19 protein-coding genes and 1 tRNA gene are annotated in these 24,068 nt (G+C 60.5%); 13 read left to right on the top strand and 7 right to left on the bottom strand.

Annotated elements, in window-relative coordinates; translation table 11 throughout:
• Positions 1-6 precede the first annotated feature (6 nt).
• Positions 7-957 carry a 4-hydroxy-3-methylbut-2-enyl diphosphate reductase gene (locus QP909_RS04925; RefSeq protein ID WP_284766373.1) on the top strand — a complete coding sequence of 317 codons (951 nt, stop codon included), beginning with the start codon at positions 7-9 and terminating at the stop codon, positions 955-957.
• A 65-nt stretch (positions 958-1,022) separates the two neighbouring features.
• Here the strand turns inward: QP909_RS04925 and QP909_RS04920 are convergent, their stop codons facing one another.
• The 3 genes from QP909_RS04920 to QP909_RS04910 all read right to left on the bottom strand — a co-directional run bounded on the left by QP909_RS04920 (position 1,023) and on the right by QP909_RS04910 (position 4,465).
• Entirely contained in the window at positions 1,023-1,826 is an 804-nt protein-coding gene (locus QP909_RS04920) for a DUF6542 domain-containing protein (protein WP_284766372.1), read from the bottom strand.
• Between the two features lie 62 nt (positions 1,827-1,888).
• Complete coding sequence (locus tag QP909_RS04915; RefSeq protein WP_284766371.1) at positions 1,889-2,959, bottom strand: DNA recombination protein RmuC; 1,071 nt, start codon at positions 2,957-2,959, stop codon at positions 1,889-1,891.
• Between the two features lie 36 nt (positions 2,960-2,995).
• Entirely contained in the window at positions 2,996-4,465 is a 1,470-nt protein-coding gene (locus QP909_RS04910) for an AI-2E family transporter (protein WP_284766370.1), read from the bottom strand.
• Positions 4,466-4,512: 47 nt separating this feature from the next.
• On the opposite strand from QP909_RS04910, the gene ychF reads away from it, so the two are divergent.
• From ychF to QP909_RS04890, 4 genes are all read left to right on the top strand, one after another.
• Positions 4,513-5,598: a redox-regulated ATPase YchF gene (ychF, locus tag QP909_RS04905; RefSeq protein ID WP_179386300.1), complete on the top strand. Its 1,086-nt coding sequence runs from the start codon at positions 4,513-4,515 to the stop codon at positions 5,596-5,598.
• A 130-nt stretch (positions 5,599-5,728) separates the two neighbouring features.
• Positions 5,729-6,262: a type 1 glutamine amidotransferase domain-containing protein gene (locus tag QP909_RS04900; RefSeq protein WP_238801624.1), complete on the top strand. Its 534-nt coding sequence runs from the start codon at positions 5,729-5,731 to the stop codon at positions 6,260-6,262.
• Between the two features lie 227 nt (positions 6,263-6,489).
• Positions 6,490-7,401 (top strand): cation diffusion facilitator family transporter, encoded by a 912-nt coding sequence (locus QP909_RS04895; RefSeq protein ID WP_284766369.1) that lies wholly within the window; start codon positions 6,490-6,492, stop codon positions 7,399-7,401.
• Between the two features lie 514 nt (positions 7,402-7,915).
• Positions 7,916-8,845, top strand: coding sequence for a PRC and DUF2382 domain-containing protein (locus tag QP909_RS04890; RefSeq protein ID WP_239277863.1), 930 nt, complete (start codon positions 7,916-7,918; stop codon positions 8,843-8,845).
• A 68-nt stretch (positions 8,846-8,913) separates the two neighbouring features.
• Here QP909_RS04890 and QP909_RS04885 read toward each other — a convergent pair whose 3' ends face one another.
• Complete coding sequence (locus tag QP909_RS04885) at positions 8,914-10,275, bottom strand: dicarboxylate/amino acid:cation symporter (protein ID WP_284766368.1); 1,362 nt, start codon at positions 10,273-10,275, stop codon at positions 8,914-8,916.
• Positions 10,276-10,556: 281 nt separating this feature from the next.
• Here QP909_RS04885 and QP909_RS04880 point away from each other — a divergent pair, with 281 nt between their 5' ends.
• The 5 genes from QP909_RS04880 to nrfD all read left to right on the top strand — a co-directional run bounded on the left by QP909_RS04880 (position 10,557) and on the right by nrfD (position 17,816).
• Entirely contained in the window at positions 10,557-11,639 is a 1,083-nt protein-coding gene (locus QP909_RS04880) for a thermonuclease family protein (protein WP_284766367.1), read from the top strand.
• Between the two features lie 104 nt (positions 11,640-11,743).
• A complete protein-coding gene (locus tag QP909_RS04875) occupies positions 11,744-12,331 on the top strand; it encodes a pyroglutamyl-peptidase I (RefSeq protein WP_284766366.1) in 588 nt (195 codons plus the stop codon).
• Between the two features lie 47 nt (positions 12,332-12,378).
• The gene (fdnG, locus tag QP909_RS04870; protein ID WP_284766365.1) at positions 12,379-15,645 is read left to right on the top strand and encodes a formate dehydrogenase-N subunit alpha; all 3,267 of its coding nucleotides are present in this window, start codon (positions 12,379-12,381) and stop codon (positions 15,643-15,645) included.
• The gene (locus QP909_RS04865; RefSeq protein ID WP_284766364.1) at positions 15,646-16,704 is read left to right on the top strand and encodes a 4Fe-4S dicluster domain-containing protein; all 1,059 of its coding nucleotides are present in this window, start codon (positions 15,646-15,648) and stop codon (positions 16,702-16,704) included.
• Positions 16,701-17,816 (top strand): NrfD/PsrC family molybdoenzyme membrane anchor subunit, encoded by a 1,116-nt coding sequence (nrfD, locus tag QP909_RS04860; protein ID WP_284766363.1) that lies wholly within the window; start codon positions 16,701-16,703, stop codon positions 17,814-17,816. The genes QP909_RS04865 and nrfD overlap by 4 nt, the downstream gene beginning before the upstream one ends.
• On the opposite strand, the gene QP909_RS04855 is transcribed toward nrfD, so the two are convergent.
• Both QP909_RS04855 and selD read right to left on the bottom strand, forming a co-directional pair.
• Positions 17,813-18,403, bottom strand: a complete 591-nt coding sequence (locus QP909_RS04855; RefSeq protein ID WP_284766362.1) for a hypothetical protein — start codon at positions 18,401-18,403, stop codon at positions 17,813-17,815. The genes nrfD and QP909_RS04855 overlap by 4 nt on opposite strands.
• Before the next feature lies 1 nt (position 18,404).
• A complete protein-coding gene (gene selD / locus QP909_RS04850) occupies positions 18,405-19,388 on the bottom strand; it encodes a selenide, water dikinase SelD (protein ID WP_284766361.1) in 984 nt (327 codons plus the stop codon).
• 172 nt (positions 19,389-19,560) lie between these two features.
• Here selD and QP909_RS04845 point away from each other — a divergent pair.
• From QP909_RS04845 to selB, 3 genes are all read left to right on the top strand, one after another.
• A tRNA-Sec gene (locus tag QP909_RS04845) sits at positions 19,561-19,655 on the top strand.
• A 25-nt stretch (positions 19,656-19,680) separates the two neighbouring features.
• The gene (gene selA, locus QP909_RS04840) at positions 19,681-20,997 is read left to right on the top strand and encodes an L-seryl-tRNA(Sec) selenium transferase (protein ID WP_284766360.1); all 1,317 of its coding nucleotides are present in this window, start codon (positions 19,681-19,683) and stop codon (positions 20,995-20,997) included.
• A complete protein-coding gene (selB, locus tag QP909_RS04835; protein ID WP_284766359.1) occupies positions 20,998-22,770 on the top strand; it encodes a selenocysteine-specific translation elongation factor in 1,773 nt (590 codons plus the stop codon). It abuts the gene before it with no gap.
• A 31-nt stretch (positions 22,771-22,801) separates the two neighbouring features.
• On the opposite strand, the gene QP909_RS04830 is transcribed toward selB, so the two are convergent.
• On the bottom strand, positions 22,802-23,887 hold the full coding sequence (locus tag QP909_RS04830; protein ID WP_284766358.1) for a hypothetical protein: 1,086 nt from the start codon (positions 23,885-23,887) through the stop codon (positions 22,802-22,804).
• Positions 23,888-24,068 lie beyond the last annotated feature (181 nt).

The raw sequence follows: 24,068 nt of genomic DNA, 5'->3' as shown, positions 1-24,068 counted from the left end.
GGAGCCATGACTGATGGTAAAAATGTACTTCTCGCGGCCCCGCGCGGATACTGCGCGGGCGTGGACCGCGCGGTCGAGACCGTAGAAAAGGCGCTGGAAAAGTACGGCGCGCCCATTTATGTACGCAAACAAATCGTGCACAACCGTTACGTCGTAGAGTCTCTGGCAGAACGCGGCGTCATCTTCGTCGACGAGGCCTCTGAGGCCCCAGAAGGCGCCCACCTAGTCTTCTCCGCCCACGGCATTTCCCCTGCCGTGCGTGCCGAGGCAACGCAGCGCAAGCAGCTTACTTTGGACGCCACCTGCCCATTGGTAACCAAGGTGCACAAGGAAGCCCAGCGCTTCCAGCGCGATGGTTACCACATCCTCTTGGTTGGCCACGAAGGCCACGAAGAAGTGGAAGGCACCGCCGGCGAAGCGCCTGAGGTCACCCACCTCGTGGATGGCGTCGAGGGCGTCGCCAAGCTGCCAGATTTCTTGCAGGATGAGAAGCTTATTTGGCTGTCCCAGACCACGCTATCGGTGGATGAGACCATCACCATCGTCAATAAGCTGCGCGAACGCTTCCCGCACCTGGAGAACCCGCCTTCAGACGACATTTGCTACGCCACCCAAAACCGCCAGGAATCCGTTAAGGCCATCGCCCCACAGTGCGATCTGATGATTGTGGTGGGCTCTAAGAACTCCTCTAACTCGGTGCGCTTGGTCGAGGTGGCGCTGGAGGCAGGCGCCAAGGCTTCCCACCTCGTGGATTTTGCCAAGGAAATCGACGAATCTTGGTTGGAAGGCGTCCAGACGGTCGGCGTAACCTGCGGTGCTTCGGTACCTGAGTTGCTGGTACGCGAAGTACTGGAGTTCCTGGACGAGCGCGGCTATAGCGACGTAGAACAGGTAACGACTTCTACCGAGACGATTACCTTCGCCCTACCGCGCGACCTGCGTCCTGCACGCACGTAAGTAGCGTTCGCCTATACGGCGGTCAAAACGAAAGAAAGGCCCGGAAACGGGCCTTTCTTTTTGCTTTAATCCTCGTCGTAGAGGTTATCGTCCCAACCTTGCTTGGGCTGTTCCTTCTCCTGCTGAGACGCCGGAACGGAATCGCCAGCGCGCCGGGCAGGATCCGGGCGCAGTGGATTGTTGCGTTCCTCTTGTTGCATTCGGCGACGCTCTTCACGGTCGCGACCACGTAGGCGATCCTTGGGCGCGGGGCGTGATTTCTTCAACGTGTGCGAGGCGCGGGCGCGCTGCGGAGCGACTTGAGACTGCTTGGAGTTCTTTGCCGGTTTATCGCGCGCCATCAAGTCTGCAACCGATAGGCGCTCCTCGCGGTTGCGTCGGTCTTGGTCGGCGTCGGCTCGGCGGGAAGCGGTTTCCATTTCGGCGGTGCGCTTGGCCGTCTTGCGGTAGCGTGCCCAGCGCAGCCAGGCGATGATTGCCGCGCCCACCAGGGCAATGAGGAGCCACAGGAACCTCTGGACAAGGGGGAAAGCCGCGGTGACGATCGCCGTCTTGGAAAACGCCGATGCGCCCTCTGGCAAGTTGGCCTTGGTGATAAAGAAACCGGCTAGGACCACCGTTACGGCATACACAATGGGGATAGAAGCCACGGTGAGGAAGAGCCCCCGTTCTTCTACGATGAGCGCCACCAGCAGTGAGCCGATGACGAGGAACGCGAGGTAAGCCCACCCGATGGTACCCATGAGGATGGAAATCAACGCGCCCGTGAGCAAGATTGCCGCGAGCAGCCCAAGACCCTTGCCCAGCGAGATGCTGGGGAGGCCGGAGCTTTGGGCGGCGGAGGACTTTCTTTGCTTGGCTTGTGACACGTCGGAAGATCCTACCGGTTGCCGCCGGCCCATGGCTATTTCCACGCACGAAAGCGGCGGATTTATAGTTCCGAATTCCCGCGCGGCCAGGTATCAATAGGCAAGGGCTCCCGCGGGGTGCGATCCGTGCGGCCCGGGATATCCATCTCATGCAGTTTGCGGGCGGTGACGCCCACGCGGGAATCGAGCGAGGAAAGCGTGGCGTTATAAGCCTCGACTGCTTTCTCCAGGTTATGGCCCACCTTGCCGTAGTGATCAGAAAGCGTATTCAGGCGCGTATACAGTTCGCGCCCCAAGCGCTGGACCTCCTTAGCCTTAGCGGAAATGTCTTCCTGGTGCCACCCCATGGCCACCGTGCGCAGGAGGGCAAAAAGCGAGCTGGGGGTGGCGATCACTACATTGCGTTCAAAGGCGTACTCAATAAGTTCCGGGTCCACCGATAATGCGGCATCAAGGAAGGGGTCTGCGGGAACGAAGAGAATAACGAACTCGGGCGTTGGTTGAAACGCCTCAATATAGTCCTTCTGCGATAGTGCTTGGACGTGGCCGCGCATTAAATGCGCGTGGCGGCGGAGGAAGCCGGCGTGCTCTTCCGGGTCATCGGTTTCCAGGGCGTCAAGGTAAGAGGTAAAGGGAACCTTGGCATCGACGATGATGTGGCGGCCACCGGCCAAATTGATGAGCATGTCAGGGCGGACGATGCGCCCGCCCAATGGGGCGGAGACCTGGCAATCAAAGTCCACGTGTTTGGTCATACCGCCGAGCTCAACCACGCGCTCCAATTGCACCTCGCCCCAACGGCCACGCACATTGGGTGAGCGCAAAGCGGTCACTAGTTTGTCGGTGCGTTCGGTCAGGCGGGAGGAGGTGCGGGTCACCGCCTGCACCTGGCTGGAGAGGGAGGCGAGCAGCGCGGTGCGGTCTTCCTCAATTTCTTGGAGCTGAAATCCCAAGCGGTCCATGGCCTTTTCTAGCGGTTGGAGTTCGGCTTGGCGGCGCTGCGAGTCTTGCAGCGCGCGGTGCTCGGCGCTCGGCGCGGAGTGCGTAGCGGAGTAAGAATGGGCTAACCAGCCCATTACCGCGCCGAGGATGAGGCCGATAAAAAGTAGCAGCACGGGCAAAGTGGAAGTCATGGCTTCCAGCATGGCACGCGTTGCCGACACGACCCATTATTTTTTCGAATCTCCGTTCAAAAGGCCTTCGAAGGCGTCGCGGGCGCGGCGCAGGTTTGCGCGCATGCCGGGCTTATCATGCTCCTTGGGGGTGGATTCCACATTGAGGGCAGCGTCGAGGGAATTGGAATCGCCGTCCGCGGAGACGTCGGCAAACGCGCCTTCTGGGGCTGCATAGTCCGGCATCTTGAGCCATGCCTCGCGCTTATAACGCCCTTGGTCTTCGGTGTAGCGGCCGATGAGATAACCAGCCACGGTAGAAAAGTCCAGATCTGCGGCGGTCTTTTCGCCCGACTGCAGCTTCATCATGTCTTGGCCGTAGCGGTAGGCCACCGCAAACATCGCGGCCGCCGGAACCGCGAGGAAGCCACCTATCAGGCCAAAGAGGGCCGAACCCACCGTTACGGAAACCAGGACGATGACCGGGTGCAGGTCCATGGCCTTGGACTGCAGCCAGGGCGAGAGAACATTGCCTTCCAACTGCTGGACCAGCAACACCAGGCCGAGGACGAGCAGAGCCTTGGTGACGCCAAGGGAGACCAACGCGATGGTGACGGAGAGGGCGCCGGCCACAATCGCGCCGACGAAGGGGATAAAACCCGCGATAAAGGTGATGATCGCCAAAGCCATGGCCAGCGGAACGCCGATAAGGGCGAGGCCGACGCCGATAAAGACGGCGTCGACAAGCGAGACAACTGCCTGCGCGCGAATGAAGCCGCCCAGTGTCGCCCACGCGCGGGTAAGTAGCTCAGTAAGGTGCCAGCCGGCGCGCTTGCCCGTGGCATCGCGCAGCCAAGGAAGGAACTTAGCGCCGTCCTTCAAGAAGAAGAAGGTCAGCACCAACACGATGAAGAGTGTGACCAAGATGGACGTGGCGGTGCCGATGCCGGTAAAGACCGAGCCTGCGATCGCGCCGGCACGTTGCTGCAGCCAGGACGCCGCCTCGTCGATGTAGCTACTCATGTCATCGCTATCGAGGTTAAGCGGTGGGCCCTGGGCCCAGAGCTGCAGGCTTTGGATGCCGGAGACCGTCTGCAAATATAGTGACCGGGATTGCCGCATGAAATCTGGGGCAACAAACGCAATGAGGCCGCCAACAGCCGTGAAAGAAACCAAAATGGTTACGGCGGCCGCCAACGCGGCGGGCAGGCCAATATTGCGCAGCTTCTTCGCCACTGGTGCCAGAACGGTGCAAATAATAAGGGCCAAAAGAACTGGCAAAAGGCCCTGCCAGAAGTTACCTAGCAAACGGTAGAGGGCGTAGAGGAAGACGCAGATGATGAGCAGCCGAACGGCCCACAGGGAAGCGGCCTTAACCACCTCGCCGGCGATGACGGAGCGGTCTACCTGATCGCCTGGTGGGTGTGGGGATACATCCTCCAGCTTGCTGGTGTCAAAGCTTTCATCAAACTTATCGCCCAAGCCCGTTTGGGGGTCATCGGGCAGCGGTTGGTTATCAGAATTCACCCCACCATCTTGCCTTAAAAGAAGGCGGGTGCGTTAGGATTGGCCCCGTGAGTCTTACACTAGGAATCGTCGGCCTGCCCAATGTGGGCAAGTCCACTTTGTTTAATGCCCTGACCCGTTCCGAGATCCTGGCGGCGAACTACCCGTTTGCCACCATCGAGCCCAATGTGGGCCTGGTGGAGCTGCCGGATTCCCGCTTGACCCAACTGGCGGAGATGTTTAACTCTGAGCGCATCCTTCCTGCCACCGTGTCTTTCGTGGACATCGCCGGCATCGTCTCCGGCGCTTCCCAGGGTGAAGGTATGGGCAACGCGTTCCTAGCCAATATCCGCGAGGCAGACGCCATTTGCCAGGTAGTGCGCGCCTTCTCTGATGACAATGTCATTCACGTCGATGGCAAGGTGGACCCGCGCAACGATATCTCCGTTATTAATACCGAGCTCATTCTTGCGGATCTCCAGACCATCGAAAAGGCCCTGCCGCGCCTGGAAAAGGATGCGCGCAAGAATAAGGATTTGGCCGCCGAGGTGGAAGCAACCAAGAAGGCCCAGGAGATTCTGGAAGATGATCGCACCCTCTTCGCCGCGGCGAAGGAAGGCGAGATTGACCTCGCACTCGTGCGCGATCTGCACCTGATGACGGCTAAGCCCTTCCTCTATGTCTTCAATTCGGATGAAGCAGTGCTTACCGACGACGCTAAGAAGGAAGAACTCCGCCAGCTCGTCGCCCCGGCTGAGGCCGTATTCCTCGATGCGCAGACCGAAACCGAGCTGCTCGAGCTAGAAGAAGACGAAGCCCGCGAGTTGCTCGAGGCCGTAGGCCAAGATGAGCCGGGCCTAGCCACCCTGGCTAAGGCAGGATTTGCCACCTTGGGGCTGCAGACCTACCTCACCGCCGGGGAGAAGGAGGCCCGTGCGTGGACCATTAAGCAGGGCTCTGCCGCACCGCAGGCAGCTGGAGTCATCCACACCGATTTTGAAAAGAAGTTCATTAAGGCCGAGATCGTTTCCTTCGATGACCTTGTAGCCGCTGGCTCCATGGCTGAGGCCCGTGCGCATGGCAAGGTCCGCCAAGAGGGTAAGGACTACATCATGCAGGACGGCGATGTATGCGACTTTAAGATCGGCGGCTAATTCCACACCGCTTGGAACCGGCCCTTTGTCAGAAGGAGAAGGCGCCGCCCACTCGCGCGCAAGAGAAGGTAGCGAAGACGAAACTTCCGCGTTACCGTGGGCGGCGTACCCGAACAAAGGAGGCTGCAACATGGCTGAACTAGATAATAAGACCATTGCCATCATCGCTACCGATGGCTTCGAAGACTCTGAGCTGACCTCCCCACTAGAGGCCGTGAAGAACGCCGGCGCTACCGTGCGTGTCCTCGCCCCAGAGGCCGGCACTATTACCGGCAAGAAGGGTACGGAGATTTCCGTTGACGCCGCTACCGCTGACTCCACTGGCGAGTCTTTCGACGGCATTATCCTGCCTGGCGGTACCGATAATGCTGACCTCATCCGCTTGGATAAGGCTGCGGTGGAAATCGTGCGCAACCACATGAGCAAGGATCTGCCGCTCGGCGCCATCTGCCACGGTGCTTGGATCCTGGCTGATGCTGAAGCCCTCAAGGGCCGCACCCTGACGTCCTTCCCGTCCCTGCAGACCGACCTGCGCAATGCAGGTGCCACCTGGGTAGATGAGGAAGTCCACTGCGACCAGGGCTTGGTCTCGTCCCGCACTCCAGATGACCTGCCAGCCTTTAACGCCAAGCTGGTAGAGGAGTTCGCAGAGGGCCAGCACTAAAGCTTCACGAATTTAAGCCACGGGAGTTTCCCGTGGCTTTTTTCGATCTTGCGCCGGTGTCACATGCCCTATAAAGTTAGGATTTCCAGAAGGGGAGTAGTTCCCTCGGTTAATTCCGAGATGACTGGTCGACATACTGGCGTTTAGCCCGGCCAGCCAGCGCCCGCAGTGCCCGCGGCCGTGAACGAGACCTTCGGTCCGCAACCGAACCGAAGGGAGAAGTGACTATGTCCTCCATAGGCTCAGAGCAGCGCATTCTTGAGCGCTTCATGCAGCTATCCATCGCCGCCGCTGTGGCTACCATCATCCTCAAGGCCTTGGCCGCTTGGTTTACCGGCTCGGTGGGCTTCCTCTCTGATGCCTTCGAATCCCTCGTGAATCTCGTCGCGGCCGTCGCCGGCTTTTATGCCCTCCGGATTGCCTCTAAGCCGGCCGACGATAACCACCAGTTTGGCCACGGCAAAGCCGAGTATGTCTCCGCCTTGGTAGAGGGCGCAATGATTTTTATTGCGGCCGGCATGATCGTGTACACGGCGATCCAACGCTTCTTTGTTCCGCAGCCGATTGAAGAGCCGGGCTGGGGCTTGGCGTTGTCAACCCTTTCGTCCGTGCTCAACGGCGCGGTGGGCATCGCGCTCATACATGCAGGTAAGCGCTACCGTTCCGCCACCTTGGAGGCGGATGGGCGCCATTTGCTTACCGACGTCTGGACTTCCGTCGGCGTCCTTGTCGGCATCGCCGCCGTATTCCTTACTGGCTGGTGGTGGCTGGATCCTGTAGTGGCGCTTGCAGTGGGCATCAATATCTTATGGACGGGCTATAGCCTCCTGCGCGATTCGGTGAGTAGCCTGCTTTCTGAGGCGCTTCCCGACGACGAGCGTCAGAACATTAGGCAGCTCCTAGCTCGGCTGGAGCAGGAACACTCGGTAAACTTCACGGATCGTCGCACCGTGGCCTCTGGCCGCCAGCGGTTGGTGTACCTGACCATGGAGGTGCCAGGGGAGTGGAGCGTCATGCACTCCCACGAGGTTGCAGACGCAGTGGAAATTGCCCTCGACGAGCTTTACCCAGGCTGCAGTGCGTTCATCCATGTGGAACCAGCCGGCCTGGAAAATCGGCGTCCGTACCTATTCCGCTAAGACTTAGTCTTCTTAGTTTTCTGCCGACCACTGTGGTGTATGCGTACTAGACCAATATGTGTGTAGGCCCGTTCGGGTGTACGGGCCTGTATACCGCCTGTGGATACTCGGAGAAAAAGTACCCCCTCTTTAGAGAATCCTGTGGGGTAGCTGTCACCGCATTTTGGGGGTGTGGTGAACAGTGGACGATTTGGAGATCGTGAAGGGGTGCATGTAAAGCGCTGCGGGCGAGAGAATCGACACTCGGTTTTCGTGGTTCGGGTGCTTATGGTGCAGGGTTTCCAATGTTATAGAACCGTTACCAACTGTTCTGAGCTGCATTAAGACGGATTTCGGTGAACAAAATTCAGAAAAATTTTCTCTGCCGGTCGAAAAATTTTGAATTCTCCGTATGGTGGTTGTCACAGCAATCAATTGGAGATTTTCACCCCCACACTCCACGTGTTGGGGTTAGAAAATGTCCTTTTGTTTGCTTGAAGATAGCTATACCAATAGCAGAAAGGATTTACTGACAATGGGTAAGAACATTAAGGACCTCTTTAACGCAACCGCATACGACAATAACGGCGAGAAGCTGGGCGATGTTAACGAGGTATTCGTTGATGACCAGTCCGGCCAGCCTACCTTCGTTGAGGTTAACCACGGCCTGTTCGGCATGAACTCCAGCCTGGTTCCGCTGCGTGGGCACGACTTCTCCGGCGATGACCTGAAGCTGGGCTTCTCCAAGGACCGTATCAAGGATGCTCCGGAGTTCGACTCCGATAAGCCGCTGACCCCTGAGGCACAGTCCGATATCTTCAAGCACTACGGTCTGGAAAGCGCACACGACGTAACCGACTACAAGGATTCCAACCTTGACTCCAAGCGCGACGTTCAGGCTGGCGCTGACAAGGATCACAACCTGACCGCAGGTGCTGGCGCTGCTGGTGCTGGCGCAGGTGTTGCAGGTGCAGGCGTTGCCGGTGCACACGCTGACGAGAAGAAGGCAGCCACCCACACCACCGACGCCGCTGCTACCGAGCGAAAGGCTGGCGTAGCTGACAACGCTGCGGCTGCACGCACCAACAACGATGGCGAGCTCATCCGTTCCGAGGAGCAGCTCAACGTCAACAAGGAGCGCGTGGCTACCGGTGAGGCTCGCCTGCGCAAGTACGTTGTGACCGACACCGAGACCGTCGAGGTTCCGGTTGAGCGCGAAGAGGTTCGCGTCGAGCGCACTCCGATCAACGCTGAGGATGCAAAGAACTACAACGGCGCTATCTCCGGTGACTCCGAGGAAGCTTCCGTCACCCTGCACGAGGAGCGCGTAGACGTGAACAAGGAGACCGTTCCGGTTGAGAAGATCAACCTGAAGAAGGACACCGTTCGCGACACCGAGACTCACACTGAGGAGCTGCGCAAGGAGCAGATCGACACCGATGGTGTTGACGGCCTCAAGAAGTAATAGTGCATAGCTAAACGCCCGCAAGGATTACCTTGCGGGCGTTTCTTTTTGCCTTTTAGGAGACTGGTTTAAGCCTTGACTCCGATGGTCTCGGCCGAGTCAGAATCCATAATGTGCTTGACGCCGTTCTCGGCAGCATCCCAGGTTGCTTTGTCCTGGATGCCGGCGCGCTTAGCCACGATGGTGGCGCACAGCACCTGTCCGGTGACGTTGAGTGCGGTACGGCCCATGTCAATGATTGGCTCGATGGCAAGCAGGAGACCAACACCGGCCAGTGGCAGGCCGAGCGTAGAAAGCGTCAGGGTGAGCATCACCGTTGCGCCGGTGGTGCCTGCGGTAGCGGCGGAACCGATAACGGACACAAAGATGATGAGCAGGTACTGGGTGAAGTCAAGGTCAATGCCGTAGAACTGGGAGACGAAGATGGCGGCGATGGCTGGGTATACGGAAGCGCAGCCATCCATCTTGGTGGTTGCTCCTAGCGGAATGGCAAAGGAAGCGTACTCGGACGGAACGCCCATAGCCTTTTCGCTGAAACGCTCGGTAGCTGGCATGACGCCCATCGAAGAACGGGTAACAAAGCCCAGCGAGGTCACCGGCCACACGCGCTTGAAGAAGCCGATGACCGGGATCTTATTGAACTTCAGCACAGCCGGGTAGACCACGGAAAATACCAGGCCCATGCCTACGTACATGGCTAGGACGAACTTGCCCAGCGAGCCCAGTGCATCCCAGCCGTAGGTGGCTACGGCCTTACCGATGAGGGCCGCGGTGCCAATCGGGGCAAGGCGGATAATCCACCAGAGGATGACCTGAATGACCTTCAGGAAGGACTCGGTAAAACGCAGGAAAGGCTCAGCAGACTTGCCGGTCTTGACAGCGGCGATACCAATGGCCAGCGAGATGACAAGGAGCTGGAGGGCGCCAAAGCTGAGGGATACTTCGCCGTCGGAAAGCGAGGCAGAAAGGCCTACGAAGTTCTGGGGCAGAAGCTGCTCAAAGAACGCGGTCCATGAACCGACGTGGGAAGGATCCTGCGCGGTGGCAGCATCGATGCTTGTGCCGATGCCCGGCTTCATCACGACGGCGACGATGATGCCCGTCAAGACGGAGAAGAATGCGGTAATGGCAAACCATACAAGCGTGGAAACTGCCAGGGAAGCGGCGTTGGCTACCTTGCGCAGATTAGCGACGGAGGTAACAACTGCAGCGAAGATGAGTGGCGGGATCATCACCTTGAGCAGCTGGACGTAGGCGTTGCCGACTCCCGTGAGCAGGGTAGTCAACCAGCCCGGGTTGTCTGGGTCGGTATCCATGCCGGAAGCAATGAAGCCCAGGATAAGGCCGATGATGAGGCCCGCGATGACCTGAGCACCGAATCCCGTGGCCCAGCCGGGAAGCTTGGAGCGCGAAGATTCTTGTTGAGACATAAAGATTCCTTTGAAAATAAAAATGGACAGATCGGACTATTTTTCAGATACTGTCCTGTTCAACTTCAACATCGCTCAGCTTATTCCTTCTACGTCTGTAGGTACAAAGTGCGAGTTATCTGCCGTGGCCGAAACCTCACCTTTCGCGCTCACGGAAAGGTGTTTTTGCGCTGGTTTTAGGGCGCTGGTGAGCGCGAAGGGAGGGGAGCTTGAGCTGTCATATGTCTCCCATTGCTAACTTTAAGTAGCTATTCTCTCTATCTTTCTCAGGAGGAACATTTATGGGCTGGGTTAAACCCCTCGTTGGCATTTTTGCAGTTGGCGCAGTGGCTTCCGTAGCTTTAGGCGGTGGTGATGAAGATACTGTGGTGGTCAATCGAGTGATCGATGGTGACACCATTGACGTCGACCTCGACGGCGAAAATACCCGCGTCCGTCTACTTAATATTGATACGCCTGAAATCGGCCATAACGGCGAACCGAGTGAGTGCCTCGCGGAGGAAGCCAAGCGGTACTTGGAAGGACGGTTGCCAAAGGGGACGGAGGTTCGGTTGGAATATGACTCCGAGCGGACCGACAAGTACGGCCGCACTCTTGCCGGTGTCTTTATTGACGATGACTTCATTAACGCGGATGTCGCGGCCGAAGGGCTAGCCACGGCGGTTGTATTTGGCGGAAACGACAAGTTTTACGACGAAGTGCACAATGCCGAACGCGGCCCTAAAGACGCTGGCGAAGGGATCTTTGGGGTCTCGGACGAGTGCAAGGTTTCCAGCGATGAGGACATGGCCGAGGCGCTTAGCAGCGCAGAAGCTGCGGCGGCAGCATTTGTAGCTTCCGGGGAAGCTGATAGTGCAGGCTACGAGGATGTACTGGACAAGTCAGCAGCAGCGAAGGCCGGATTAGCGGCTCTGACTCACCGCAAAGATGCTCGAAGCACCTTCCAGAAGGCGGCATATCCGGATGCTCCCAAGGAGATTGCCTCGAAGAAGGAACGCGAGCTTGAAGGGAAGGAGAAGCAAGCCCGCGAAGAGCTCGAGAAATTGGAGGAGAAAGAACGGGAGGAAGAGAAGCGCGAGAAGGAGCGCCAGGAAGAAGAACGCCGTCGTGCAGAGCAGCGGCAGGAAGAGATTCGCCAGCAGGAGCACGACGCGCCTGAAGTAGAGGTAGCGGAGCAGCCGACGCATGATGAGGTGGCTGAGCATCAAGCTCCTGAGCAGCAACCCGCACCTCAGCCGGCGCCGGTCGTCGATAACTACACCGGGTGCCGAGCTTATGGCGGAAACTATGCCATGACGTCAGTAGATAAGAATGGACGTTCATACGCGAAGATCGACTGCACTACCAAGCAACAGATCGGTTAGGAACCCCGTCGTTCGCGCTCACAGGCAGGTTCCCGAGTGCTTGGATCACCCTTCCCGGTGAGCGTGAGGGAAGGGAGGGGCCGGGGATCTGGAATACTGGCAGCATGAAAATCCTCGTAACCGCATTTGACGCCTTCGGCGGAGAGAGCATAAACCCCACAGAACGAGCTCTTCAGCAACTACCGGATCACATTGGAGACGCGGAGCTCGTCAAGCTGGTGATCCCGACGAAGTTCGGGGAATCGCTGCGTCGGGCGATTGAGGTCGCGGAGGATTCGGAGGTCGAAGCCATTGTATGTTTGGGCCAGGCCGGCGGGCGGGCACATATCACCCCGGAGCGGGTCGCGATCAACGTGATGGATGCCGATATTCCTGATAATGCGGGTTATCAGCCGGTGGATGTACCGGTTGTGGAAGGCGGCCCGACGGCCTATTTCTCTACGCTGCCGGTAAAGGAAATGGTCGCGGCGGTGGGGGATAGTCCGGCGCGATTGTCGAATACGGCCGGGACTTTCGTATGTAACCAGCTGCACTATGGCCTCCTGCATCACTTCGAGGGGACGAGGGTGAGCGCGGGATTTGTCCACGTGCCGTATATAACAGAGCAGGAGAAAACGGATAAGCCCATGATGGAGCTAGCGGACATCGTCGAGGGGGTTAAGCGGGCGCTCTGGGCGGTGCAAGCTAGTTAGGGTAGCCTTTGTAGCTTTTTGGCTCAGCTAAATATAGATTTAGGGATATGTCTCGCTTTAGCCCTCTCAACTGGCCGGTTGTGCGCCAGCTGCGCAGTGGCGATCCCTTCGGAAGGGACGTCAATACGCAGTCTCAAAAGAGCAAAGATAAGCATGGGCGCACCGTGGAAGCAGACCGCGTGGTGCAGTCGGTGTGCCCGTACTGTGCGGTCGGTTGTTCGCAGCGCGTGTATGTCAAAGATGACCGCGTCATCCAGGTGGAGGGCGATCCGGATTCGCCCATTTCTCGTGGGCGCCTGTGCCCGAAGGGATCTGCGTCGGAGCAGTTGATTAACTCCGCTACGCGCCTTACCAAGATTAAGTATCGTGCGCCGTACTCGACGGAGTGGCAGGATCTTGATGAAGATACCGCGATGGAGATGATTGCGGATCGTTTCTTGGAAGCCCGCCGGAACGGTTGGCAGGATGTGGACGATGGAGGTCGTACGCTCAACCGCACGATGGGCATTGCCGGTTTGGGCGGTGCGACCTTGGATAATGAGGAAAATTACCTCATCAAGAAGCTATTTACCGCCGCTGGTGCGATTCAGCTCGAGAACCAGGCACGCATATGACACTCCGCCACTGTTCCTAGTCTAGGAACTTCGTTTGGCCGCGGCGGCGCAACCCAACCGCTGCAGGATATGGCGAATGCGGACTGCATCGTCATTGAGGGTTCTAATATGGCCGAGTGCCACCCAGTGGGATTCCAGTGGGTGGTGGAAGCCAAGAAGCGTGGTGCACGCATCATTCACGTGGATCCGCGTTACACGCGCACGTCTGCGTTTGCGAATCGCCACATTGGCATTCGCGGCGGCACGGACGTGGTGCTTTTGGGTGCGGTTATTAATTACCTGCTGGAAAATGAGCTGTATTTCCATGATTATGTGGTGGCGTATACCAATGCACCGATGATCATCTCGGAGGACTATCAGGACACCGAGGACTTGGATGGTTTGTTCTCCGGCTATGATCCGGAAACTGGAAAGTACGTCACGGATTCGTGGCAGTACGTGCAAAAGCCGGAGGGTGCGTCGTGGAATGTAGAACGCGATGAATCGCTGGAGCATCCGAATTCCGTCTTCCAGATTCTCAAGCGGCATTACGCGCGCTATACGCCTGAGGTAGTGGAGGAAACCTGTGGTATTGCGCAGGAGGATTTCTTCTATCTAGCCGAGTCGATAGCGCAGAACTCTACGCCGGAGCGCACTACCTGCTTTGCTTATGCGTTGGGCTTTACCCAGCACACCTTGGGTGCGCAGTTCATCCGTACCGCAGCTATTTTGCAGCTGCTGACCGGTAATGTGGGCCGTCCTGGATCGGGCATTATGGCGCTGCGCGGTCACGCCTCGATTCAGGGATCTACCGATATCCCGACGTTGTTCCACTCGTTGCCGGGGTATTTGCCCATGCCGAGCGTCGACAAGCAAAGCTGGCCAGAGTTCGTTGATGGAATCCGTAATGAGTCGCAGAAGGGCTTTTGGCAGATCGGTGAGAACTATGCGGTCTCGCTGATGAAGTCCTACTGGGGCGATGCAGCGACCAAGGACAACGGATGGGGCTATGACCTCATGCCGCGCATCTCTGGTGCGCATTCGACCTATGAAACGCTCATGGCCATGCTGGATGAGCAGGTGGAAGGCTACTTTGTCTTTGGCCAGAACCCGGCCGTGGCGCAGTCCAACGGCGGTATGCAGCGCCGCGGCTTGGCGGCGCTGAAGTGGCTGGTCGTACGCGATTTCCAGGAGATTGAGACCGCCTCCTTCTGGAAGGATTCGCCGGAGATTAAAAACGGCGAGCTTAAGACCGAAGACATCGGCACTGAGGTCTTCTTGATGCCGGCGGCCACCCACGTGGAAAAGGCGGGAACCTTTACCCAGACGCAGCGCATGCTGCAATGGCGTTTCCAGGCAGCACCGCCGCCAGGCGATGCGAAAAGTGACCTGTGGTTCTTCTACCAACTAGGCAAGAAGATCAAGGAGCGCCTGCGCGATTCCACGGATCCGCGAGATATTCCTCTGCAGAAAGTCACGTGGGACTATGTGGAAACCGAGGAAGGTGAGCCGAATTCTGAGGATATCCTCAAGGAGATCAACGGCTACTACCTAGAGGGCCCGAAGAAGGGCGAGCTTTTGCCTGCCTTCGTGGAGATGAAGAACGATGGCAGTACCTCCGGTGGTTGCTGGATCTACACCGGCGTGTTTAAGGACGGCATTAATCATTCCGCGCGCAAGGTTCCGGGTTCGGAGCAAAACGAGGTAGCTCCCGAGTGGGGTTGGGTATGGCCGGCCAACCGCCGCCTGCTCTACAACCGTGCTTCGGCGAAGCCGGACGGCACTCCGTGGTCGGAGCGCAAGAAGTATGTGTGGTGGGACGCCGACCAGGGTAAATGGGTTGGCGATGACGTGCCGGACTTCCCGGCTACCAAGGCCCCGGACTACAAGGCTCCGGTCGACGCCGTGGGCCCGGACGCCCTCGACGGCACCGATGCCTTCATCATGCAGGCGGATGGCCGCGGTTGGCTGTTTGCGCCGACCGGGCTTTCCGACGGCCCATTGCCCACCCACTATGAGCCGCACGAGTCCCCGGTGCACAACGTGCTATACAAGCAGCAGCAGTCACCGACGCGCTTGACCATTAAGCGCCCAGACAACCTGTCGCGCCCAGAACCTGGTGAGCCGGGCTCGGAGGTGTTCCCGTTTGTCTTTTCCACCTATCGCCTCACCGAGATGTATACCTCGGGTGCGATGTCGCGCCGTCTGCCGTACCTGGCGGAGTTGCAGCCGGGCCTTTTCTGCGAGGTTGATAAGGCCTTGGCAGAAAAGCGCGGCTTGGAAAACGGTAAGTGGGCCACCATCGTCTCACCGCGCGGCGTGATTGAGGCACAGGTCTTGGTCACTGATCGCATGCAGATGATGAAGATCAATGGTGAGGAGTTCCACCAGATCGGCTTGCCGTATCACTATGGCGAGTCCGATTCCACGGCAGTTGCAGGCGATGGCGCCAATGATCTGCTGGGCCTTACGTTGGAGCCGAACGTATTCATCCAGAATTCCAAGATCGGCGCCTGCGATATCCAGCCGGGGCGTCGCCCGCGCGGCGAGGCCCGTGTGGAGATGCTCAAGGAGTATCAGAAGCGCGCGCACCTGAACCTGGATTCCGGTAATGATCTGCTCACCGTGGATGATTCCTTCACCTATAACCCAGAGCCGCAGGAGCCCGCGGATGCGGATGAGCACGGCGAGAAGGGCGAGGAAAGCGAAGAAGGTAAGTAAATGACAAATCTTCTGACCGAAAACGCGAACCGGCACGGCTACGACAAGTACCGCCGCATGGCCTTTTTCACCGACACTTCCGTGTGTATCGGGTGTAAGGCCTGCGAGGTGGCGTGCAAGGAGTGGAACCGCAACCCGGTAGAAGGCTATGACGTCACGGGTGATTCCTATGACAACACCGGCGCACTGGGTGCAAATACCTGGCGGCACGTGGCCTTTGTGGAGCAAAACAATGACCGCATCGAGCAAGCCCGCGAGGAGGGAAAGAATCTCATTTCCCTGGGTATGCCTTCGGTAGGGGCGCAGGACCCAGAGGTTGATACCACCCCGCCGGATACGGATACGTTTCGGTGGCTCATGTCCTCGGACGTGTGTAAGCACTGCACGCATGCGGGCTGCTTGGACGTGTGTCCTACCGGCGCGCTGTTCCGCACCGAATTTGGCACTGTGGTGGTCCAGGATGATGTGTGCAATGGCTGCGGCACTTGCGTGGCCGGCTGCCCGTTTGGCGTCATCGAGCGCCGCGATGACGGCGGTGTGGCGCTGAAGTATGACAAGACGGCCACGGTGGACTACGTGGATAATTCCCATGCCGGCGTGAACGTGTTGAAAAAGCTTAAGCAGCTTGCCCCACAAGGGCCGGACCATACACCAGGCGAGTCAATGCCGATTAAGAACTTGGGCGTCGCCCAAAAGTGCACCATGTGCTACGACCGCCTGAAGCAGGGCGAACAGCCAGCATGTTCTAAGACCTGTCCTACTGATTCCATTCAGTTCGGCCCGTACGAGGAGATGGTGGCCGCAGCCAAGGAACGCGTGCGCGTATTGCACGAGCAAGGCCTTACCGAGGCCCGCCTTTACGGTGCCAACCAGGACGATGGTGTGGGAGGAACCGGCTCCATCTTCCTGCTTTTGGATTCACCTGAGGTCTACGGTTTGCCGCCGGATCCGCGCGTGCCGACGGCCGATTTGCCGCAGATGTATAAGACCGCAGCCAAGGCTATCGGCGGCATGGCGTTGGCCGTGGCTGGTTCCTTCCTGATTGGGGGACGTAAATGAGCAACTTTGATGAATACCGTCCACCGCAGCCGGAGCGCCGCAATCGCTACCGGAAGTTCGACGGTACGAAGCCGAAGAAGAAGCGGAAGCGTCCAGGCGCGGGCGCGCAGGACGGCTCCAAAGAGGAGCGCATGGCGCAGGACTTCGAGTTCTCGTCTTACTATGGCCGACCTGTGGTGAAGGCTCCGCCGTGGGAATGGCCCATCGGCGCCTACTTTTTCTTGGGCGGCGTGAGCGGCGGTTCAGGTCTCTTAGCCGCTGGTGCACAGGCCGCGGGCAATGCACCGCTGCGGCGCACCACCCGTATCTCTGCCTTTGGCGCGGCGGCCGTGGGATCGGTCTTTTTGATTCTGGACTTGGGCCGCCCGGAGCGCGCATTGAACATGTTCCGCGTCTTCAAGGTGACCTCGCCAATGTCGATGGGCTCGTGGATTTTGTCGGGCTTTGCCAGCGCAGCTGCGCTGCCGGCCGCCGCGGAAGTGGATGCGGCGACCGGTCACAAGCTGCCGCTGCCGAAGTTTGTGCGTACGGCGCTGAAGAAATCGGCCAGGCCGGCGGGCGCGGTCGCCGGCGTGCTTGGCGGCCCGCTCGCGGGCTATACCGCGGTATTGCTGTCCAATACCTCGAACCCGGTGTGGAATGACATGAAAAAGCACCTGCCGTATGTCTTCGTTTCCTCGGCGGGTGCGGCGTCGTCAGGCCTGGCTATGGCGACCACTCCGGTCGAGCACGCGGGACCGGCCCGCGTGTTGGGTATGGCCGCGGCAGCCAGCGATCTGGTGGCGACCAAGGTGCTGGAGGAAGGCATGGAGCCGGAGCCGCGCGAGGCGCTGCACGAGGGCAGGCCGGGCGCGTTGATGAAGGCCTCGGAATACTTCATCGCGGCTGGCGGTGTCGGTAGTGCAGTGGCTGCGGTGACGAAGTCGCGGGCAGTCTCGGTGGCTGCTGGGCTATCGCTCTTGGCAGGCTCGGCGTGCACGCGCTTTGGCGTGCTCAATGCCGGGCTGGAAGCGGTGAAGAATCCGGAGACCACCATCGGGCCGCAGAAGCGCCGGGCGGAAAGGCGCCGGCGCGAGCAGGGCCTCGACCACGATGTGGTGAGCCCGGACTAGTCCAGGTCCTGCAGGGCGGGGGCGAGCTCCGAGCCGATGTCTTCCATGCGTTGTTGCTCGGCTGCGGAGTCGCGACCATCACGGTGGAGGTAGTAGTTCAGCGCCACATCGCCCACGGTGGTCACGCACGTGGTGGACACTGACTCTTCGACCGGCCAGGCGGAGCAATAAAAGCGCCTGTCAGCGGCGGTGAACTCGAAGGGGGAGTACTCATTGGCGGGGCGCTGCTGGTCGGCGTTTTGGGCATCGAGGTCGTCGTGCAGCAGCTCTAAGTAGCGCTGCGCCGCCTCATTGGGGTCATCAGGGCAGACGGGTGAGCCCTCGGCCTCATACTTCGTCCCCAGCAGGCTGACCTGCTCCTTATCCTCTGCACGGTAGAGCACTGAGAAGGAATGTTCATCCTTGTCGGTGGAGTGTGGGTCGAGCTTCGACTTGCCGAGCGAATCTGGCAGGGCCTCGCGCACCGCGGCGGGATCGACCGGGGAGCATCCGCTTGGCGATGCCCCCTCGGACGAGCACCCCACCAGCCCTGCTGTGGCAAGGGCGGTGGAGGCGAGGGCGAGGAGAAAAGGGATCTGTCGCTGCATCTTAGGCCTTGATATAGGCATCGCCGGTGCGCTCGGTGGTGTGGCCGATGATGGGGTAGCCAGGAACCTCGCCGATGAGGAGGAGGCCGCCGGAAGTTTGGGCGTCGGCAAGCAGCACTAGCTCTTCCTCGCTCAAAGAGGAATCGAGGTGTGGGCGCACCCAGTCGAGATTGCGGCGAGAGCCGCCGGGGATGAAGCCCTCCGCCAGCGCCTCCTTTGCGCCTTCGATGGTGGGCACGGCGGAAAAGTCGAGCTCCGCGGCGATGCCGGAGGCTCGGCACATCTTGTACAGGTGGCCGAGCAACCCGAAGCCGGTGACGTCCGTGGCCGCACGCACGCCCGCCTCCACCGCGGCGCGGGCGGCCTCACGGTTCAAGGTGGTCATGGAATCGACCGCGGCCTGGGAGACCTCGCCGGTGGCCTTGTGCTTGTTGTTGAGGATGCCCACGCCAATGGGCTTGGTCAGGGTGATGGGCAGGCCGGGCTCGGCGGCGTCATTGCGCATGAGCTTGTCGGGGGCCACGATGCCGGTAGCTGCCATGCCGTACAGCGGTTCGGGCGCGGTGATGGAATGGCCACCGGTAACGGAGATGCCGGCCTCGGTGGCTATATCCATGCCGCCGCGCAGGACCTCGCGCAGCACGTCCAATCCGAGCTTTTCATTGGGCCAACCCACCAGGTTAATGGCGGTAACCGGGGTGCCACCCATGGCATAGACGTCAGAGAGCGCATTGGCCGCAGCCACTCGCCCCCAATCGTAGGGGTCATTGAGCATGGGCGTAAAAAAGTCCGCGGTGGAGATGACCGCCAGACCATCTTGAATCTTTACGGCCGCGGCGTCGTCGCCATCGTCCAAGCCGACCAGCACGTTGGGGTCGGCCTTACCAATGAGGCCTTCGACGGCGGATTCCAACTGTCCAGCGGGAATCTTGCAGGCGCAGCCGCCGCCGGCGGCGAAAGAGGTGAGTTTAATATCTTCGGTCATATCGCCATTTTACTCATCCCGAGGAACTATTTGGCTGCACAGCAAGGTAGGGAACCTGTGTGTGGCGCGATAGGACATAGGGCGCCGAGGTTTCCACCTCGGAGCGGCATGGTGGAGGTATTGCGTGACAGGTGTGCCGGCACCGGGGAATGCCCGTGTAAGGTGAGCACACGGAGGCGTACGTGTCCTGGTGGGCGCCCCGGTCTTCAAAACCGGTGAGGCCGAGCATCTCGGTCTGGCAGGTTCGATTCCTGTCCGTCTCCGCCACCCGCGCGCAAGGAGGAATGCCACAGTGCCCACGCCCACGCCTGCTGCCAGCCCGGATCCCCGCAGGAATATTCCCCGCATGGACGAGCTGCTCCAGCTGCCGGAAGTAGAATCCGCGCGCCAGCGCCTAGCCGAGCACACCATCCGCGCGATACTCCAGGGCGCAGTCGCCCGAGCGCGCCGCGGTCAGCTGCCTGTTAGCGAGATACCCGCAGAAATTGCGCAGCGCCTGGAACAAAAGAATGCGCATTCCTTGCGGCCGGTCATTAACGCCACCGGAGTTATCATTCATACGAACTTAGGGCGTGCCCCGCTTCCCAGCGCCGCGGTAGAGGCCCTGCACGCCGCTGCCTCCTATACGGATGTGGAAATGGACCTGGACTCGGGCAAGAGATCAAAAAATCGCGGTGCCGGCGCCACGGCCGCGCTGCTCGCGGCCTGCCCCGGTGCAGAAGATGCCTTAGTGGTCAATAACGGCGCCAGCGCCTTGCTCCTGGCCACCGCCGCGCTCGCTCCCGGCAAAGAGGTCATCATCTCGCGCGGCGAGCTCATTGAGATAGGAGCTGGCTTCCGCCTGCCGGAGCTCATCGAGTCCACGGCCACGCGCCTTAAAGAAATTGGGGCGACTAACCGCACGCACCTGGCCGACTACGAGCGCGCGCTGGGCGATAACACCGGCGCTATTTTGAAGGTGCACCCTTCTAATTTCCGCATCGAGGGCTTTACCTCCGCAGTCGGGGTAGAAGAACTGCACCGCCTAGCGGTGGAGCACGATACGCGACTCATCGTGGACTTGGGCTCCGGCCTGCTCACCCATGACCCGGCGCTGCCAGAAGAACCAGATATCCAGGCCCAGCTGCGCGCTGGCGCCGATATCGTCATAGCCTCCGGCGATAAGCTGCTTGGCGGTCCGCAGGCAGGAATCTTACTCGGTACCAAGGAGGCGATTGCTGCGGTGAAGAAGCACCCGCTGGCGCGTGCGGTGCGCATAGATAAGCTGCGCCTCAACGCGTTGGAGGCGGCCATTTCGACGCCCTCGAATGCGGTGCAGGACGCCCTCCACCTCGATCCCCAGACACACCGCGAGCGCACGGAAGCCATTGCACAGGCAGTCGGGGCAGAAGTGGTGTCTCATGATGGCCGCGTGGGCGGTGGCGGGGCGCCCGAATACCCGCTGCCCGGCTTCGCGGTGAGTCTGCCCGAGCGCTATGCGGACGCGCTGCGCCGCCAGGACCCGCCCGTAGTAGGTCGCGTGCATCAGGGCCGCTGCTTGGTGGATATTCGCTGCGTCCCTGCCGACCACGACGCCGCAGTTATTGCCGCTATTAAGGCGGTGAGCTAGGTGTACGTCGTCGCTACTGCCGGCCATGTGGACCACGGCAAGTCCACCCTGGTGCGTGCACTTACGGAGATGGACCCGGACCGGTGGGAGGAAGAAAAGCGCCGCGGGCTGACCATTGATTTGGGATTTGCCTGGACTACGCTGCCTTCTGGCGCGGATGTGGCTTTCGTAGATGTGCCCGGCCATGAAAAATTCTTAGGCAATATGCTCGCTGGCGTGGGCCCAGCCCCGGTGGTCCTCTTTGTGGTTGCGGCCGATGAGGGATGGCAGGCCCAGTCCACCGACCACCGCGATGCCTTGCGTGCGCTGGGAGTAGAGCACGGCATTATTGCGCTCACTCGCAGCGATCGCGCCACCGTGGACCGCACCGCAGAAATCCGAACGCAGCTGGCCGGCACCCCGCTTGCCGACGCCCCCATTATTCCCGTATCCGCTCCTACCGGCGACGGCATTGCGGCGCTGCGGCAGGCGCTCGATGAGGTCCTGGCCGCTGTGCCCGTTCCCGATGCACAGGCACCCGTGCGCCTGTGGGTGGACCGCGCCTTTAGCGTGAAAGGCGCGGGCACCGTGGTTACCGGAACGCTCGCCGCGGGCACTCTGCGCGTAGGCGATAGCCTCAAGGTAGCCACGGCTAGTGGGGAAAGGGACGTGGAAGTCCGCGGCCTGCATAGTGAAAACCGCGCGCAGGATGCACTCGGCCCCGTCACCCGCGCGGCCGTCAACCTGCGAGGGCTGGATGCCGCCGATATCCACCGCGGCGACGTGCTGCTTACCCCGGGCGCGTGGCGCTTAGTGGATCACCTCGATGTCCGCCGCACCTTTGGCGCGGAGCTCGACGGGCTGCCCGATAACCTCGTCGTGCACACCGGTACCGCCGGGGTAGAGGCCCACCTGCGTCCCCTGTCTGCCGATTTCGCGCGCATCAGCCTGGCGCACCCGCTGCCGCTGCAGCTCCTTGATCGCTTCGTAGTGCGCAGCCCTGGTGGCCGGCACGTCGTCGCCGGGGTAGAGGCAGTCGATCTGCGCCCGCCGGAGCTTAACCGGCGCGGTGACGCCCGCCGCCGCGCAGAAGAGCTCAGTGCCCAGAACTCGTTCCGTGATCCTGCCTCTTACCTGTGCCGCGTCGGCTTCGCCCGTGTGGATGACCTAGCCCGCGATGGCTTTACTACCGCAGCGCCGCCGCAAGGCATTATCGCCTTCCGCGACTGGTGGATTGCTGCTTCCCAAGTTACGCGGTGGAAGCACGCGCTTACCGACGCCCTGCATGCCCACACCGCCGCCCATCCCCTAGCTCCGGGAATGCCTCGCAAGGCGGCCATGGACGCCCTCGGCCTGCAAGAAGAAGGCTTGCTGGGCCTTGCCATCGCCGCTGCGAAGGCGGAAAGCAGTGAGGGAGTGCTGCGCCTTCCTGGGCAGCGGGCGGACCTCGGCGCGGCGGAGCGCGGGGTCGCTGCCATTGAGGAAAGACTCAAGGCAGAACCGTTTGCGGCACCCGAAGCAGATGACCTCACGGAGCTAGGCTTGGGCCCTAAGGAACTTGCCGCCGCCGAGCGCGCCGGGCGCCTCCTGCGCCTGAAGCAGGGAATCGTGCTCTTGCCCTCAGCTCCTGAGGAGGCGCGCCGGCGCCTTGCCGGACTGGAACAACCCTTTACTCTCTCGGCTGCCCGCCAGGCGCTAGGTACCACGCGGCGGGTAGCCATCCCGCTGCTGGAATACCTCGACGCCCAGCGGATTACCCGCCGCGGCGACGGGGGCCAACGCACCCTGCGCTAGAGGCGCGGGGCTCTGCCACCCAGGGCCGCACCTATTTGCGGTGATTGCCCCCGCGGTGGCGGGACGTGTCGCGGGCTACGCGCCGGGCCCGCACGCGCGCGGATTCGGAGGAAAAGCGGCCCGGTTCTTCGGCAACTGGGAGCGCACGCCAGCTGAAATTCTGCTCGCCCGGGATGGAAGAGACCAACTCCGCTAGTTTGGCGCTAGCCTGCGGTTGTTGCGCTTGCTCATTGTGCTGCTGAGCTGGCGCATCTGGCTCAGCGGGTACAGCCGGCTGGGCCTGTGGCCCTTTCGGGCGGCGTGAGCCGGTGGGCAGCGCCTTGACGATGGCCTCGCCGGCAAGCGTGTGCTCCCAGACCTCGGGTTGAGCCGGTGTGGCTGCGGGCGCAGCGGTGGGAATCGCAGGTTGTGGCGCGGGCACGCGCAGCGGTGGAACAGCGGGGGAGAAGAGCTCCGCGGGGATGGCCTCATTGGCGGGGATATCGACGGCAAGCATGCCGTGGCTCGCATAGGCGCGGGCGGAAAGCCCCGCTCCAGAGCCGCTGGCCGCGGCGAACGCGGCGCGCAGGCCGGGGAACGCAGGAATGTCGCCGATGGGGCCGAGCACCATATCGTCGCAGGTGGCCACTGCGGTGCCGGCAAGGTCTTCCAGTGTGACGAAGAATTGCTGCGTGCCCATGCTCTCCAGCTGGGAGGGCGATAGGTCGCCGGCGGCGGCATCGATCAGCACGCCTCGTCCGCCGGAGAGCAGCGCGGTTCCTTGCGGTTGGTCATTGACCGGCACCATCCACGGCCACAGGCCCAGTGACACGGCAACCTCGACCTGGCCGTCAACTACCTCTACGGTGGCGATCGTCTGCGGTTGTGCAGAAGAGGCCTTCAATCTCTCCAAGGCGGGATACTCCGCCGCCTCGACCTCGTCCAGGAACCCTAAGAAGCCGAAGTCTGAGCGAACGCGCCAGCCGTTGGTGTAGGTATCGGGTTCTAGGGAGACGTCGACAAGCGCAGCGTGCTTCGCCACGCCGGGGATACTCAATGCGGTGCCCACCACTGGGTGCTCGAGGACCGCAACATGCTCCACGCCGAAGTAACTAGTCGCGAGCGGGTATAGCGCCATAGAAAGTCACTCCCAAGGTTAAAGGCCGGTAAACAATGCGTAGCTCATTTTACGCATATAGGGGATAGGGCTGGCGCCAGCTTTATATCCTGCGAGTTTCTATTAATGTGTAGACAGCTCTCTTAAAAGTGAAACCCGGAAAACAGAATAGGAGTAGAACCATCTCTTCTTCACCGTCTTC

Origin of the sequence: Corynebacterium sp. MSK195 (assembly GCF_030228885.1) — a bacterium.
GTDB lineage: Bacteria > Actinomycetota > Actinomycetes > Mycobacteriales > Mycobacteriaceae > Corynebacterium.
Note: the sequence above shows the minus strand (reverse complement) of the source record. Positions and strands in the feature narration are given on the sequence as shown.

What these genes read in the sequence shown, in the direction of transcription:
- selD (WP_284766361.1), bottom strand. Translation starts at nt 19,388, where the DNA reads ATGACCGAAGATATTAAACTCACCTCTTTCGCCGCCGGCGGCGGCTGC.
- QP909_RS04895 (WP_284766369.1), top strand. Translation starts at nt 6,490, where the DNA reads ATGTCCTCCATAGGCTCAGAGCAGCGCATTCTTGAGCGCTTCATGCAG.
- QP909_RS04890 (WP_239277863.1), top strand. Translation starts at nt 7,916, where the DNA reads ATGGGTAAGAACATTAAGGACCTCTTTAACGCAACCGCATACGACAAT.
- QP909_RS04865 (WP_284766364.1), top strand. Translation starts at nt 15,646, where the DNA reads ATGACAAATCTTCTGACCGAAAACGCGAACCGGCACGGCTACGACAAG.
- QP909_RS04915 (WP_284766371.1), bottom strand. Translation starts at nt 2,959, where the DNA reads ATGACTTCCACTTTGCCCGTGCTGCTACTTTTTATCGGCCTCATCCTC.
- QP909_RS04880 (WP_284766367.1), top strand. Translation starts at nt 10,557, where the DNA reads ATGGGCTGGGTTAAACCCCTCGTTGGCATTTTTGCAGTTGGCGCAGTG.
- QP909_RS04855 (WP_284766362.1), bottom strand. Translation starts at nt 18,403, where the DNA reads ATGCAGCGACAGATCCCTTTTCTCCTCGCCCTCGCCTCCACCGCCCTT.
- nrfD (WP_284766363.1), top strand. Translation starts at nt 16,701, where the DNA reads ATGAGCAACTTTGATGAATACCGTCCACCGCAGCCGGAGCGCCGCAAT.
- QP909_RS04925 (WP_284766373.1), top strand. Translation starts at nt 7, where the DNA reads ATGACTGATGGTAAAAATGTACTTCTCGCGGCCCCGCGCGGATACTGC.
- QP909_RS04830 (WP_284766358.1), bottom strand. Translation starts at nt 23,887, where the DNA reads ATGGCGCTATACCCGCTCGCGACTAGTTACTTCGGCGTGGAGCATGTT.
- QP909_RS04875 (WP_284766366.1), top strand. Translation starts at nt 11,744, where the DNA reads ATGAAAATCCTCGTAACCGCATTTGACGCCTTCGGCGGAGAGAGCATA.
- QP909_RS04900 (WP_238801624.1), top strand. Translation starts at nt 5,729, where the DNA reads ATGGCTGAACTAGATAATAAGACCATTGCCATCATCGCTACCGATGGC.
- QP909_RS04885 (WP_284766368.1), bottom strand. Translation starts at nt 10,275, where the DNA reads ATGTCTCAACAAGAATCTTCGCGCTCCAAGCTTCCCGGCTGGGCCACG.